Genomic DNA, 14,940 nt, shown 5'->3' with positions numbered 1-14,940 from the left:
TTGTTAGCATTAACAGTCAACAGTCAACAGTTAACCGTCAACTAACTAATTTATTTTCGTCGATCGCCCAATTTGCGGTAAACTTCTCTTAAATCAACTTGATGGTGAGCCAAAGCAACCAAAGCGTGATAAAATAAATCCGCAACTTCCCCAGCAATCCCCTCTTTGTCGTCATCTTTGCAAGCCATCACAACTTCCGCCGACTCTTCGCCAATTTTCTTGAGAATCTTGTTGTCGCCGCCCTCGAACAATTTGCAAGTATAAGAACTTTCGTTAGGATTGTCGCGCCGATCGCAAATTACCGCAAATAATTGAGATAACATATCCCCTGGCGGCGGTGAAATTTCCCCATCAACTTGGTGAAAACAACTTCTTTCTCCCGTGTGACAAGCAATATCTCCGACTTGTTCGACAGTGATTAGTAAAGCATCGCTATCGCAGTCGTAACGCAGCCCTTTGACATTTTGAACGTGTCCCGAAGTCGCCCCTTTGTTCCAAAATTCGGCGCGTGATCGACTCCAGAACCAAGTTTGCCCGGTAGAGAGCGTTTTTTGCAGGGACTCCCGATTCATCCAGGCCATCATTAACACCGTACCGTCCAAATAATCTTGGACGATCGCAGGCACTAAACCGCGATCGTCGTAACGAATCTTTTCAATTGGGATCGATCGGCTCAAACTTGATAAATCAGTAGTAGACATAATTTTATTTCAACTTGGTAAGATAGATTAACGCTTTCCTGTCGGAGATTGTTTTTTTATTAACCGCAGAGAACGCAGATGAGGCAGAGCAAGAGATAAGATTGAGCAACTGATGGCTAAATTGTCAAGAACTATTTTACAAAAAATTACATTTTAGGGCGATTCCCTACGGGATAGCTTCGCTTCACGGTGCTAGTGCGACAAAGCCTAAAAAACCCCAGCTAGTATTGCTACTAATTGGTTTGTACCCTAAAATCTACTAGAATAGTTTCCTTGAATCGACCTAACCTTTATGTTGAACTGGCTATAAAATTATTCTACCAACAACAGACGTTCACTAAGGAGAAAACATTGGTTTCCACAACCTTGAAAACGACCAAATCAGAAGAAATTTTCGCTGCAGCCCAGAAGTTGATGCCAGGTGGCGTCAGTTCCCCCGTCCGCGCCTTCAAATCCGTAGGCGGACAGCCCATCGTCTTTGACAGGGTAAAAGGAGCCTACATTTGGGATGTGGACGAAAACCAATACATTGACTATGTAGGCACTTGGGGTCCAGCCATCTGCGGCCACGCCCACCCGGAAGTCATCAAAGCCTTGCACGAATCTTTAGAAAAAGGTACGAGTTTCGGCGCACCATCGCTGTTGGAAAACGTACTCGCCGAAATGGTCATCGATGCCGTTCCCAGCATTGAAATGGTGCGATTTGTCAACTCCGGCACCGAAGCCTGTATGGCCGTTTTGCGGCTGATGCGAGCTTTCACCGGACGCGATAAACTGATTAAATTTGAAGGCTGCTATCACGGACACGCCGATATGTTCTTGGTAAAAGCCGGTTCCGGCGTCGCAACTCTGGGCCTTCCCGACTCTCCGGGCGTGCCGAAATCCACTACTGCCAATACCCTCAACGCTCCCTACAATGACTTAGAAGCAGTCAAAGCTTTATTTGCCGAAAATCCCGGCGAGATAGCAGGCGTAATTCTCGAACCAGTGGTGGGGAATGCCGGTTTTATTACCCCGGATGCAGGTTTTCTCGAAGGTTTGCGGGAAATTACTAAAGATAACGGTGCTTTGTTAGTTTTTGATGAAGTAATGACTGGTTTCCGCATCGCCTACGGCGGAGCTCAGGAAAGATTCGGTGTCACCCCGGATTTGACTACTTTGGGTAAAGTTATCGGTGGCGGTTTGCCGGTGGGAGCTTACGGGGGAAGGCGGGATATTATGGGGATGGTGGCTCCTGCTGGCCCGATGTATCAAGCGGGTACGCTTTCGGGAAATCCTTTGGCGATGACTGCTGGGATTAAGACTTTGGAATTGCTGCAAAAACCCGGCACTTACGAACAGTTGGATAAGATTACTAAAAAACTGTCTGACGGATTGCTAAAAATTGCTAAGGAAGCCGGACACGCGGTTTGGGGCGGGCAAATTAGCGGGATGTTTGGCTTGTTTTTTGCGGCTGGCCCGGTTCACAATTACGAGGATGCTAAGAAGTCGGATTTGACGAAGTTTAGCCGCTTTCACCGGGGAATGTTAGAGCACGGAATTTATCTTGCTCCTTCGCAGTTTGAGGCGGGATTTACTTCTTTGGCTCATACTGAGGAAGATATCGATCGAACTTTGGCTGCAGCGCGTGAAGTGATGGCAAGTATTTAACGTGTGTAGTAAGGATCTTTGTCCTTAAAACTCAGGAATAAATAATTAAAGTCCTTGCTGTTTGTTGGCAGTAAGGACTTTAATTTTTAACTGTTTTATCAAATAAACTCCTGAATCATACAGACTATTCAAGACTACCTTTTAACCAGATTTACAGGCTTTTTTAGTAAATTTTCACGGGGTAATTCCTGTTTAAGGGTGTGGGGAAATTAAAAATTAGTAATTATAGGATCTCTCTACTTTGCGGTAGCAATCCCTAACTTAGCTCCTTTAATTCGGCGTAATCGATCCATAACTTCCACAACATTTCCGTGATTGACGCTTTTATCCGCATTCAACACAATTAAGGAGTTCTGATTTGAACCCATCACCTGTCGCACCGTACTCTCAATCTGGTCTAAGTTGACTAACTTTTTATCAACCATTAATTTTCCCTGAGCATCAATCGTGACGGTAATTTTAGCAGGCGAGTCCTGAACCTGAGACGTTGATGCTTTCGGTAAATTTACGGGCAAACCCTCGGATTTGGATAAAGACAGAGAGGAAACAATTAAAAACGTTAATATGGCGAAGACCACATCAATCATTGGCACGATGTTAATCTGGGGAATACTATCAGGTTCATCGGGTAGGCGCATAGTTAGATTCTCTTGGTAGTTTTTCGTAGCGGTGACGGTACATTAACTCTAGCTGACCTCCAGCTTCCTGAATAAAAGCAATCTGCTGTAAGTAAAACCCGCGAAACATATTGGCAAATAAGAGTGTAAAGATTGCCACAACTAACCCTATTGCCGTAGAAACGAGGGCTTCGCTAATCCCAGAAGTAACACCTGTGGCATTGGTACCCGTGGCATTCCCCAGTTTGAGGGAGGCAAAGGTGGTAATTAACCCCAAAACGGTTCCGAGCAACCCAAATAGTGGGGAAAGGCTGATAATGGTGTCAAATATTGTATTGAATCGCTTCAGGATGGGGATTTCTGCCTGAGCGGCACTCTCTAAGGCCAAACGAAATTCTTCGATGTTGGGCGAGTCTAATTCTAATGCTTCTAAAAAAATTCGGGCTAAGGGCAAATCGCCGTTTACTTGTAACTTTTTGATGGCGGAATCGGGGTTTTGACTGTAAAGCTGTAGCACATCCCGCACGACTCGCCGCTGCCGCCGATTTACCCTAAACCAAAAGGCAAGACGCTCTATGATCAGCGCGACTGCTGCGATTGAGGAGGCCAATAGCGGCCAAGCAACAATGCCTGCGGCGCGAAAAATGTAAATGAAAGCATCCATTGATTTGTACTCTCGCTAGCTCTGTTGAATGATCGCAAGCTGCCTAATGCTGCAATTAGCCCGATCGAAGGCTGGTAGAGTTTCTACGTCAAGTCGGCACAAGTGATTGATGCAGCGAATTTTTTCACTCAATCGCGATCGCAAGCGCGATCGCAAGCGCGATCGCAAGCGCGATCGCACTACCTGTATGTGACTATCTTCGTCTGTACCCAAAATGCTCTTACTGTGATCCTGACCGAGATCGCGACAGATTGTTCTGCCAGTGCTTCTTTGCTAAATATTTGCATTAGGACTTGACAATAATCTTCAATAATTTAAAAGATTCTCAACTAGGTTTCCACAAACTTGAGGCTTTGTCAAGTCATGAGCCACACATTTAGATAATGATTACCTATTAAAAATACCAATTTAATTTATTTTAATTATTGATTATTTTTTATAAAAAGCTTGAGAATGTGGAAAATTGTTGGTATATCAGGGGCTAAAGTATTGCATTTAAGGCATTTTTCAGCCTTGCCCTACCAGAATCAGAACATTGACACCGCCCATAAGAGCCAAGTAGACGCCCTCAAAGAAAATGCTGATTGGTAGCCTCTAGCCGCTATATCAAAATTAAATAATGAAAATTAATTGCAAGAGTCTTGAACAGGGTGACAGTCTTCTTATAGGATGGGTAGGTTCATCAGTGATAGCAAGCTCAACCCGCAGTTGGTAGCTTGTTTCGGGTGATGTCGGGGAGCCAGCGAGGATGTTGCCATCCATAAAGGAGAGTGAGAAGGCATGAGTTTTTCAAATATTTCGGCGACGCAAAGACAACAACAAGAAGAAGCTCTCAAAAAAGTTCTGGCGATCAGTCTGTTAGGCTCAGCCTTACTGCACGGTGTCGCGCTGCCGTTGAGCCTCAACTTGGTCAAACCTGCTGAATTTGAAGAGGATGCGATTGAAATTGTTGTGCTTGATGAGCCCACAGTAGAGGAAACCCAGCCAGAGCAGGTTATTCCAGAAAAGGTATCTCCCCCACCTGAGACGTTCAAACCAGAACTGCCACCAGAGCCAACTCCCCCAGAGGAGTCACCCGTAGCCGCAACGCCACCACCGATTCCAGAGGAGCAGCCGGTAGCCACAACGCCACCGCCGATTCCAGAGGAGCAGCCGGTAGCCACAACGCCACCGCCGATTCCAGAGGAGCCACCGGTAGCGGTAACTCCACCACCAATTCCAGAGGAGCCACCCGTAGCGGTAACACCACCACCAACTCCTATCGAGCCTTCCCCCGCACCTCAACAGGATTTCAATTCCCCAGAAACTCCTAAAACCCCGATCGCCCAGGAACCCGAAACCCCTTCGCCCGATCCTCCAAAAAGCGAACCACCCGTTAGCGACTCCCGCCCCAAGGGTGCTGCGAGTCTCCCAGACTTTACAAAAAATGCTGGAAATCCCAACTCCTCCGACAGCCCTGAAAAAAATAACCCGCTCTCGTCATCTGCTTCGGCGGGTAGCGGGGAGCCTTCCTCACAGCCATTAAATCCTTCTTCCGGGCCATTGGCGCGATCGCCCGCGGCCGGCTCGCCAGTGACAGCTACTAGGCCAGGAGGCAGTAGCAATTCTGGAAATGCGATCGGGGATCTCACAAACCCCTCCTCCCCTGATAGCCCCGGAGGAAGTGCGTCGAACTCACCATCCGGTGCCAGCGAAAATGGCAACATACCTTCCTCAGATCCATTTGCGACTGGTTCGGGGCGATCGCCCAGATCGCCTGCGGCTGGCTCGCCAGTCACGGCCACCAGGCCAGGAGGCGGTGGCAATTCTGGAAATGCGATCGGAGATGTAGGAAACCTCCCCTCCTCTGGTAGCCCAGCAGGAAGTGCATCGAACTCATCACCCGGTGGAGGTGGAAATGGGGGCGGGGGTTCGTCACAGCCATTTGGCAGCGGTTCGGGGCCAGTGCCAAAACCGACAAATCCAGAAAGAGGGGGGAGTCCTTCGCGCCCTCCCGGCGGGTCTCTGGCCACTTGCATTAGTGGCTGCGGTAAACCTGAATATCCGATCGCAGCCAGAGAAGAAGGGCGCCAAGGCCAAGTGGAACTCATTTGTGACATTGACCCCAACGGTAAGACATCCAACATCAAGATATTGACTCCTAGCAAATACAACGACTTGAATCGCGCAGCGATGAAACAAGTACAAGAAAGGAAATATGCCCCATCAGAGAGTGGCATTCCAGGAGAAAGAATAGTCATTATCTTCCGGCTCACTGACTAGGGATTTTTTTGAGACTCTAGCAATTTGGCTGGGAATACTATAGCACCGTCCAAGGAATAGCAAAGTTAAAAGTTGAATTTTTTGTGAATTATGAATTTGGGAATGTCGTCAGCAATATTAAGTAAACTTCAGCGAGTTGGACTCGCTCTCTTACTTGGTTCCAACTTGGGAATGGCTGTGTTGTTTGCCAACCCTCACAGCGCAATGGCAGGAGTAATTACTTTACCCGATGGCGGACGTTGCGAGGGAGAATTGAGTGAGGGAAAACTCAGCGGCCCCGGCACCTGTCAATATGCCAACGGCGATCGCTACGAAGGCTCTTTTCTCAACGGCCAACCTCACGGCCAAGGCATCTATACCTTTAAAGAAGAAGGTAAATACCAAGGAGAATTTGCCTTGGGTGAATTCAACGGTCAAGGTGTCCGCGAATTTGCTAACGGCAACCGCTACGAAGGTACTTTTAAAAACGGTGAGTTCGACGGTACAGGCACTTTTACCTCGACTAACGGCATTCGTTACGAAGGCTCTTTTACAAATAGTTCTCCCAGCGGTCGTGGGGCCTTTACGTTCAGTAATGGCACTCGATGCGAAGGAGATATTAAAGAAGGAAAACTTAACGGCAAAGGCGTCTGTCAATATGCTAATAATAACCGCTACGAAGGAGAGTTGCTGAATAATCTACCTCACGGGCAGGGAATTTATACCTTTGCGGGCGGAGGTCGTTATGAGGGGCAATTTAGTGAAGGGCAGTTTCACGGTAAAGGGGTTCGCGAATATCCGAACGGCAACCGCTATGAAGGAGAGTTTGTGAAGGGCAACATTCAAGGTCAGGGGTTGTTTACTTTTAAAGAAGGGGGACGTTATCAAGGGCCGTTTGACAATGGAGAATTTAGTGGTGAAGGTGTCCGCGAGTTCGCCAATGGAGATAGCTATAAAGGCACTTTTGTCAAGGGTAAGATGAGCAGGAAAGGAGTTTACGTTTTTAAGAATGGCGATCGCTGCGAAGGAGAATTTAGCGATGGTCAGTTCAACGGCAAAGGTACCTGCATTTACGCCAATGGCGATCGCTATCAAGGTGAATTCCTCAACGGCCAGAAACACGGGCAAGGTTCTTATCTATATGCAGATGGAACGAAAGTAGAGGGAACTTGGCAACAGGGGCAGCTTAAAAAATAACCTTATAACCTATCTCGCCCTACTTGTTTACCCCCCTCCTCACCAATAACATTAATGCGCTTTACAGCCGACACACCGGCGTTTGATAGCGCTTTTCAAGTTGGTGAGCGTAGCGGAGGGCTTTTAATTTCACATCCAATTTACACAGGGTATTTTTTCTGATTTTCTGGATGGCTCGAAGAAGACTTATTTTTTTTAACTGCATATCGACGCAGATAGACGTAGATAGGTTACGTTTTTGGGCAATGGATTTGGTATAAATTTCTTCCTTGTTCTCCATAAAAGGAGTTTAAATCCTCGGCGTTTTGTTCGTGCAGCTTGTTGAAAAGGCTGCAATGTCTCAGTTTAACCCACCCTAGCCAATTAATTTCCAGTGTTTCTACAACTAAAAAAACAAGGTCGGCGGATTGTATCGTTATTAATTAGTTTTATTTTAGTTTTGCTCCTAAATAATGGGGTTCAGTCCTCGCCTCAAACCCGGACTCAAATTCTTTGGGATACCTATGGAATTCCACATATTTATGGAGAGAATAGTAAAAGCCTTTTCTACGCTTTCGGGTGGGCGCAGATGCAAAGTCACGGTAATCTGATTTTGCGTCTTTACGGGCAAGCTCGCGGGCAAGCTGCCGAATTTTGGGGCGAAGATTATCTGGAATCCGATCGCTGGGTCCAAACTATGGGAATTCCTAATCGCGCCAAGGCGTGGTATGAATCACAAACTCCCATTTTTCGCAACTATATCGATGCTTTTGTTGGCGGAATGAATGCCTATGCAAAAGAACACCCAGAGGCGCTCACCGAAGAATTAAAGGTAGCATTGCCCCTCAAACCGGTAGATGTATTGGCACACGCGCAGCGCGTCATCAATTTTACTTTTATAGTCGAGCCAGATAGCGTTGAAGATATCGTTGAAAATGATACCCCCAAAGGCTCTAATGGTTGGGCGATCGCTCCTTCCCATTCTCAAAGCGGCAATGCGATGCTATTGGCAAATCCTCACCTTCCTTGGTCGGATTTATATTTATGGTACGAAGCGCAACTGATTGCCCCAGAAATTAACGCTTACGGAGCGACTCTCGTCGGATTTCCTGTATTAACGATCGCCTTTAATGACAATTTGGGATGGACTCATACTGTCAACACTCACGATGGCTGGGATGCCTATGAATTGCCCCTCGCTAACGATGGCTATCGCTTCGATGGCGAAGTCCGAAGTTTTGACAGGGAAGAGAAGGTTTTAAAAGTCAAAGAAAAGAATGGGAATTTGCGATCGGAATCTCTAGTAGTGCGGCGTTCTGTTCACGGGCCGATTCTCACAGAAAAACAAGGCAAAGCGATCGCCCTGCGCGTTGTCGGACTCGATAAACCAGCAGCCCTTCAGCAGTGGTGGGATATGGCACGAGCCCGGAATTTCAATGAATTTGAGGCTGTTTTAAAGCGCTTAGAAATTCCCATGTTTACCGTCATGTATGCCGATCGAGAGGGGCATATCATGCACTTGTTTAACGGTCAAGTCCCCATTCGCAAAAACGGAGATTTTAAATACTGGTCAGACACAATCCCAGGCGATACGTCAGAGACTTTGTGGAGCAAAAATCATCCTTATGCGGATTTGCCGCGCGTTGTCGATCCGCCCAGCGGTTGGTTGCAAAATACCAACGATCCTCCTTGGACAACGACGTTTCCCAGCGCGATCGCACCGAATAATTATCCCGCCTACATGGCACCGCGCGGCCCGATGGATTTGCGATCGCAGCGATCGGCAAAAATGCTCTTAGAAGATGAAAAAATCTCTTTCGATGAATTGATGCAATACAAACATTCCACTCATGTAGAACTCGCCGATCGCCTCCTCGATGATTTAATTCCCGTCGCACGACAAGGCAGTGCTCAAGCGCGCCGCGCTGCGGAAGTTCTCGCCACTTGGGATCGCAAAGTCGATGCTGGCAGTCGCGGTGCGGTGCTGTTTGCCTTTTGGAAAAAAGCGATGGATGACGATAAGTTATTCGCTAAACCTTGGAGCGAAGATGCGCCGCTAACGACGCCAGACGGGTTGGCAAATCCTGCGGAGGCGGTGCGGGTGCTGGAAGCGACAGCAGTAAAAGTTGAGGTAACTTATGGCACGTTAGATGTGGCATGGGGGGAAGTCTTCCGATTGCCTGGGGAGGCGAATCTGCCTGCAAATGGAGGTGACGGTGATTTGGGTGTATTTCGCTCAGTATGGTTCGCTCCTGGGAAAGACAATCGCTTTCAAGCGGTTGCCGGCGATTCTTTTGTCGCTGCGATTGAGTTCTCGAATCCGGTGAAAGCGATGGCGCTAAACAGTTACGGCAACGCCAGTCAACCTGGTTCGCCCCACGCCGGCGATCAGTCGCAGCTCTTTGCTCGCAAGGAATTGCGCCCTGTATGGCGATCGCGATCGGAAATTGAAGCTCACCTGAGTTCGCGACAGAAACTATAGGAGAAGGAAGAAGGAAGAAGGAAGAAGTTATATCAAATCTGTTAGCATCGGAATTATTGATATCTCTCTTCTCGACATCTGCGTGAATCAGCGTCAATCCCTTGTCATCTGCGGTTAACACATTCTCTTTTTTTTACCGCAGATGATGGCAGATAAACACAGATTAACGCAGATGGATGAGATCGAGTCCGGTTGCAACATGGGTGATTGTTGAGTGTTGACTGGATTTTACTCTTCTGATGCTACCGGAATTGATATTAAAAGACCTCTCTCCGTTTCCCCTTTACCCATCGCGCAGCAGTCGGCAAGCATACCCACCGACTGCTACGAGCAGTAAGCCCAGCGCGGAGATAGCGTATAACAAAGCCATGCCAGTACCGGCACCTGTCCCCAGAATTGGGCCAAAAATAGCTGCTAAAAAACCTCCGGGTTGCATGGCGGGTTCAAAGACGCGATCGGCAAGTGGGCCTGCGATCAATAAACCGATCACAGACGCCAATTGCATGATGACTGCTCTGGTAGCAAAAACGCGCCCTTGTACTTCTGGTGCGACTTTCGCCAGCCAAATCGCCTCGTTGGAACTGCCGAGGATGGGGAAATTGAAAGACGAACAAAATTGAGCGGGAATCCAGATGGAAAGCGCCTGCCCGAAAGCAAAGACTATTTTACTCAAGCCCGCGCCTGCCATGCCTAGCAGAAAGCCCCGGATTCGGCGTTTGGGCCCGCCCCAAATACTGACGATCGATGCTCCTAAAACGCCGCCGGCGCCGGCGGCTGAAAGGATAGTACCTAAGATTCTGGCATTATTGCCGGTGCGTGCCAGTATCATCGGTGAGTAGAGGGCCGCGCCGATGTCGTGAGCAAACCAGAATAGCGAAACGGACACCAGCAAGGCAAGCAGGCTGGGACGCTCGACTATGTAGCGGAATCCGAAGCTGAGTTCTTGCAATAGGTGAAAGCGAGTCGGCTGGGGATTGGAGGCGATCGCGGGCTGTGGTATTTTGACACATACTAGCGTGCCGATCGCGATTGTAAAAGTTGCCAGGTTGATCGTAAAAATCCCGCCGGGCCCAATTGCAGAATAGAGAATCCCCGCCAGCGTCGGAGCAATAATACTGGCCCCGTAATTTGCCAAAAAACTTAAACTGCTAGCGCGGCTGTAATGCTTTTCTGGCATCATTGTGGCGATCGCTGCTGAGTAAGCTAACTGCTGAATTTGGTCAAAAATTCCGTTAATCGCAGCCGCTATATATATATGCCATATTTGCAGGTTGTGGCTGATATAAAGTAATAGGATAGTGAGCGTTAACAAAGCTGAAACCGCATCACCGATCGCCATCAAAAATTTTCGATTCCAGCGATCGACGAGAATGCCAGCAACCGGAGCAAGCAAGATGCGTGGCAATTGAGTAAAAAACATCAACAAAGCCAAAGCTGTCGCTTGACTGGTGGATTCCCAAATCCAAATAGTCAGCGCAAACGCGGACATAGCGCTGCCAATCATCGAAGCAGTTTGTCCGAGCCAGAGTTGAATAAATTTTTGCATTAAATAAGCGATTGATAGGATTTAAAATTCAGAGGATAGGGGTTTTTAAGCAGGAGAATCACACCCGAATCAAACCGCACGCCGCTCTCATTAAAACCAAGGCCATTGCTGGCTCAGTGGAGATAATTCTTCATATTGCTGTCTCGCCTCCTTGCGGTAAAATTTCACCAAATGCCGCTGCCGCCACATCAGTACACCCGTAACAAACAGTACAAACGCTGCTAATCCTGCGATCGCGTGTGCCAGCCGCAAGTAAATTCCGCCATAGCTGCCAATATGTAGCGGATAAAGCGAGTTGAGAATTCGATTTGCTACAGAAGCTGAATTTACACTGTCAGCCTGCAATATTTCGCCACTGTATTGGTCGAGATAAATGGTGCTAATCCCGTTTGGGTGCGGGTCATTGGGAAATTTTTTCCTTACTTTAAAACTTGCTTCAGGTGTCAAAGGCAGAGAAATAAAAGTGGTTTTAGCTTCCGGCCAAACGGTAGTAAGTTGGTGTAAAATTTCGTCAAGATTTTGCCTTGAACTGCTAGAGTGGGGATGAGAATTCAAGGCGGGCTGTGGCTTTTCATTGGTTAGCCAATACAAAGCCGATTCAACCGGCGCGTAAAAAATTATCGCTGTTCCTGTAGCAGAAATGAGGATGAGAAAAGCGACTGATACAATGCCAGAAACGTTATGTAAATCAAAGACAGTCCGCTGCCAGTGAGCTTTCCAATTAATAGAAAATCCGCGAGTCAAATTGCGCCAACCCGTCCACAATACCAAACCAGTAAAAGTTAGTCCTAGCATTACTAGACCGCAAATACCTACAAAAATATGACCTAATTCTCCTCCCGCTAATTCTGCGTGTAACGTAAAAACCAAACCTGTAAAAGTTTCTTTCCCAAGGCGCGCACCCTTAATTTCTCCACTGTAAGGATTGACATAAACGTTAACTACTTCCTCACTCTTTGAAAGCATCGAAACTTGGCAAACTTCCTTCGCCGAGCGCGGCAGCAAGATACTAAGAGCCTGATTTTGCGGATAAGCTTTTTCGACAACTTGCAGGACCTTTTCCAGCGGTATCCGTTCGGCTTGAGGAATTACTTGCAGGAGTTGGGGATTGAATAACCGCTCGATTTCTGGACTAAAAATCAGCAAGCTGCCCGTTAAAGCAATTACTGCTAGAAATATTCCTACTACCAACCCCAAATACAAATGCAATTTGAATGCGAGTTTGCGGAAATTCATCTCTAGATTTTTCTCAAAGCCGTTAACTGTTCTCATTCAAGTCCGTTAGTGGGCCCGCGAGTCCGCCAGGGGTTGAAACCCCTGTCTAATAGCTAAAGTCCTCTCAAGAGGACTAATGATACTAAATCCGGGTTACTCACCCCCTTTTTGAACTGGCGAGCTATTTTTTCCCACTCTCCCCCTCTCCAGCAATAAAGGGGTTTTGAACCCGGATTTGGTATGAGTCCTTCAGTCCTCTTTTAGAGGACTTTAGCTTTGAGGCAGGGGTTTAAACCCCTGCCGGACTGTCGGTTTGACGTTAAATTGACACCTATGGGTAGTTCCGTGTCCCTACGGGGGAATTGAATACCTCATAAACCTTCAATCTGCTGTAATTACCAGTTAAGGCGGTAATTAACACTGAGAGTTAAACCTCTGCCTGCATAATTACCGCTGTCCGATCCAAATCCAGCTAAGTATTGGGAGATCACGGGAAAATATTGATTATTCAATAAATTCTCGACTTTGATTTGTAGCAGCCCTTTTCCTAGTTGAATTGTGCTGATGTAATCCAATGTGAGATAGCTGCTAATCGGGCCGCCATCCGAGCCGTCTTTGAAGGCTTGATCGCGATTTCCAGAATATAATAACTGTAACCGATTGTTCCATCCCTGCAAAGTTTCGTTTTGGAGATAAGCTGTTAGCTTGAGCGGTGGAATTCTGCTGCTATCGAGGGCGATGTAACGGTTGTCCTCCTCATATTCGCCATGAAGATAGGTAGCAGTCCCGCCGATCGACCATGCTCGTGCAGGTTGCCAATCCACAGTTCCTTCTAAGCCGTAAATGCGTTCTGGGGCGCGGATTAGTTCCAGGCGACCTGTGTTGCCAACTGGTTGAAAACTGATTCCTAGATCGGAGGTATTGTAAAAAGCGGCAAGCGACATTTGCACGGATTGCCACCCTCCTCGAATGCCAATTTCGTAGTTGTTGACTTTTTGCGGTTGAGTTACTTCTAACGAAGATTCAATTCCCACAAAATCGTCGGGGGGTTGGCGGAGAATGCGGCCGAAATCTGGAACTGAGAAACCTTGAGAAAAGTTGCCAAATATGTTGAAGTTGTCATTAAGTTTATAGACAGCCCCTGTATTAAATAGGGTGGCGTTAAATTTGCGATCGCCTCCTTCGATCTGGCGATCGTTAAAAGTGGTATAATCATTGACGTTTAACCCGACGCGTTCGTGACGTATCCCGCCACTTAAAATGACGATATCGTCAATATTCCATTCCAATTGACCGAAAAAGCCAAGGCTGTCATAAGTGTAAGGAGGAACGAAAGGACGCTCGGAAATCTTCCGGTAAACCCTGCCACCACTTGCGTCAACTCTCTCTGGGTCGTACAGGTCGAAACGCTGTTTGCTATCTTCAGTAATATAGTCAGAACCCCAAGTTAATCGAAGATTTTCGGCACTGGATAAAGGAGTGGTGACCGCAAGCCTTCCTCCTATTTGTTCGTTTTCGGCTCGCGAACGAGCAACGCCGACAAACGGGCCAAAGAAATCGGACGTGCGAAAATCAGAGGGAACACTTACATTGGAATTCGTTCGATAGTAAATTTGACTTTGAAGGCTGCTGCCAAAAAGGTTTTGGTTGGTGTAACTGAGGTTGAGCTGTGTACTTCTATTTCCCGGTGTTTCCCCGTCAATATCCAAATCTCCGGTTCGGATGGCGCGGGCTTTTTGCCGTCCTTCCTGGTCGTCAACACTAGGGTCTGGAATCACATTGGGATCTTGGGTTTCCCGATAGTGATTGACAGTTAGTTGCAGCCGCTGTTCGGTATCCAAATCTACCCCGACTTTGCCCATCACGTTGAAGAGGGTGCTGCTATCTCCGCCGAGTTCAAAATAGGGAATGCGATCGCCTTTGGCATCGTAAAAAGCTCCACTTCTAGAGAGCGAGACAGTGCCGGTGAAATCGAAATTGCCACTTCGGCCAGAAACCGTCTGCTGAGCGTTAAAGCTTAGAGCATCATCCGTGTTTGTTAAACCGCTACCGACGCCCACTTCAGTAACAGCAGTTAGCCTTTCCTCAGTTGGCCGACGAGTAATAATATTAACCACGCCACCTGTAGCCTGAGCGCCGTAGATTGCGGTAGACCCCCGCACTACTTCAATGCGTTCGATCGCGCTGGGATCGATGTTTCTAAATTCTCTGCCAAAAGATTGAAGATTAGTCGTTTGTGGCACGCCGTCAATCAGAACGGAAACGTCGCGCCCCCGCAAAGTTTGTCCATAAGTGGCAGTAGTTTGAGTCGGGGGCGCGAAACCGGGAACCTGATTTGCCAGAGCTTCCCCGATATTTCTCGATTGCCCTACCTGCTGCTGAAGTTCTTCTGAGTCTATCACCGTTATAGAGCGCGGCACGTTTGTCACTCTTTCTGCGGTTCGTGTTGCAGTGACAACGATTTCAATCGGGTCTCTCCCCGCCTGTGGCGTCCCAGGTGGCTGCGCTGTAGGCGGCAAGGGTTCTGGGGGTGTCCCAGGTGGCTGCGCTCTCGGTGGCAAGGGTTCTGGGGGCGTCCCAGGTGGCTGCGCTGTAGGCGGCAAGGGTTCTGGGGGTGTCCCAGGTGGCTGCGCTCTCGGTGGCAAGCG

11 protein-coding genes are annotated in these 14,940 nt (G+C 47.8%); 4 read left to right on the top strand and 7 right to left on the bottom strand.

Going from position 1 to position 14,940, the window contains the following annotated elements; translation table 11 throughout:
- Window positions 1–50 precede the first annotated feature (50 nt).
- Window positions 51–701: a bifunctional phosphoribosyl-AMP cyclohydrolase/phosphoribosyl-ATP diphosphatase HisIE gene (gene hisIE / locus QUA24_RS01080; RefSeq protein WP_333226552.1), complete on the bottom strand. Its 651-nt coding sequence runs from the start codon at window positions 699–701 to the stop codon at window positions 51–53.
- Between the two features lie 351 nt (window positions 702–1,052).
- Here hisIE and hemL point away from each other — a divergent pair, with 351 nt between their 5' ends.
- Window positions 1,053–2,351, top strand: a complete 1,299-nt coding sequence (gene hemL, locus QUA24_RS01075; protein WP_333035451.1) for a glutamate-1-semialdehyde 2,1-aminomutase — start codon at window positions 1,053–1,055, stop codon at window positions 2,349–2,351.
- A gap of 236 nt (window positions 2,352–2,587) precedes the next feature.
- Here hemL and QUA24_RS01070 read toward each other — a convergent pair whose 3' ends face one another.
- The 3 genes from QUA24_RS01070 to QUA24_RS01060 are packed head-to-tail and all read right to left on the bottom strand — an operon-like array spanning window position 2,588 to window position 3,845.
- Window positions 2,588–2,989 carry a biopolymer transporter ExbD gene (locus QUA24_RS01070; protein ID WP_333160241.1) on the bottom strand — a complete coding sequence of 134 codons (402 nt, stop codon included), beginning with the start codon at window positions 2,987–2,989 and terminating at the stop codon, window positions 2,588–2,590.
- On the bottom strand, window positions 2,973–3,632 hold the full coding sequence (locus QUA24_RS01065) for a MotA/TolQ/ExbB proton channel family protein (protein ID WP_333226549.1): 660 nt from the start codon (window positions 3,630–3,632) through the stop codon (window positions 2,973–2,975). The genes QUA24_RS01070 and QUA24_RS01065 overlap by 17 nt, the downstream gene beginning before the upstream one ends.
- Window positions 3,633–3,647: 15 nt before the next feature.
- Window positions 3,648–3,845: a hypothetical protein gene (locus QUA24_RS01060; RefSeq protein ID WP_333226547.1), complete on the bottom strand. Its 198-nt coding sequence runs from the start codon at window positions 3,843–3,845 to the stop codon at window positions 3,648–3,650.
- Window positions 3,846–4,412: 567 nt separating this feature from the next.
- Here QUA24_RS01060 and QUA24_RS01055 point away from each other — a divergent pair.
- From QUA24_RS01055 to QUA24_RS01045, 3 genes are all read left to right on the top strand, one after another.
- Window positions 4,413–5,894: a TonB family protein gene (locus QUA24_RS01055; RefSeq protein WP_333226544.1), complete on the top strand. Its 1,482-nt coding sequence runs from the start codon at window positions 4,413–4,415 to the stop codon at window positions 5,892–5,894.
- A gap of 102 nt (window positions 5,895–5,996) precedes the next feature.
- Entirely contained in the window at window positions 5,997–7,070 is a 1,074-nt protein-coding gene (locus tag QUA24_RS01050) for a hypothetical protein (protein ID WP_333226542.1), read from the top strand.
- Between the two features lie 373 nt (window positions 7,071–7,443).
- Window positions 7,444–9,531, top strand: a complete 2,088-nt coding sequence (locus tag QUA24_RS01045) for an acylase (protein ID WP_333226541.1) — start codon at window positions 7,444–7,446, stop codon at window positions 9,529–9,531.
- Between the two features lie 283 nt (window positions 9,532–9,814).
- On the opposite strand, the gene QUA24_RS01040 is transcribed toward QUA24_RS01045, so the two are convergent.
- From QUA24_RS01040 to QUA24_RS01030, 3 genes are all read right to left on the bottom strand, one after another.
- Window positions 9,815–11,077: an MFS transporter gene (locus QUA24_RS01040; RefSeq protein ID WP_333226539.1), complete on the bottom strand. Its 1,263-nt coding sequence runs from the start codon at window positions 11,075–11,077 to the stop codon at window positions 9,815–9,817.
- Window positions 11,078–11,167: 90 nt separating this feature from the next.
- A complete protein-coding gene (locus QUA24_RS01035; RefSeq protein ID WP_333226537.1) occupies window positions 11,168–12,349 on the bottom strand; it encodes a PepSY-associated TM helix domain-containing protein in 1,182 nt (393 codons plus the stop codon).
- 338 nt (window positions 12,350–12,687) lie between these two features.
- Window positions 12,688–14,940: TonB-dependent receptor (locus QUA24_RS01030; protein WP_333226535.1), on the bottom strand; the 2,253-nt coding region annotated here is incomplete at its 5' end.

It is taken from the genome of Microcoleus sp. Pol12B5 (assembly GCF_036701335.1).
Classification (GTDB): Bacteria; Cyanobacteriota; Cyanobacteriia; order Cyanobacteriales; family Microcoleaceae; genus Microcoleus.
This window is presented reverse-complemented; position numbering and strand designations above follow the sequence as displayed.

Bases quoted from the DNA above. Each gene is read 5' to 3' on its own strand.
- hisIE (WP_333226552.1), bottom strand. From the start codon at position 701: ATGTCTACTACTGATTTATCAAGTTTGAGCCGATCGATCCCAATTGAA.
- QUA24_RS01070 (WP_333160241.1), bottom strand. From the start codon at position 2,989: ATGCGCCTACCCGATGAACCTGATAGTATTCCCCAGATTAACATCGTG.
- QUA24_RS01065 (WP_333226549.1), bottom strand. From the start codon at position 3,632: ATGGATGCTTTCATTTACATTTTTCGCGCCGCAGGCATTGTTGCTTGG.
- QUA24_RS01055 (WP_333226544.1), top strand. From the start codon at position 4,413: ATGAGTTTTTCAAATATTTCGGCGACGCAAAGACAACAACAAGAAGAA.
- QUA24_RS01050 (WP_333226542.1), top strand. From the start codon at position 5,997: ATGTCGTCAGCAATATTAAGTAAACTTCAGCGAGTTGGACTCGCTCTC.
- QUA24_RS01040 (WP_333226539.1), bottom strand. From the start codon at position 11,077: ATGCAAAAATTTATTCAACTCTGGCTCGGACAAACTGCTTCGATGATT.
- QUA24_RS01035 (WP_333226537.1), bottom strand. From the start codon at position 12,349: ATGAGAACAGTTAACGGCTTTGAGAAAAATCTAGAGATGAATTTCCGC.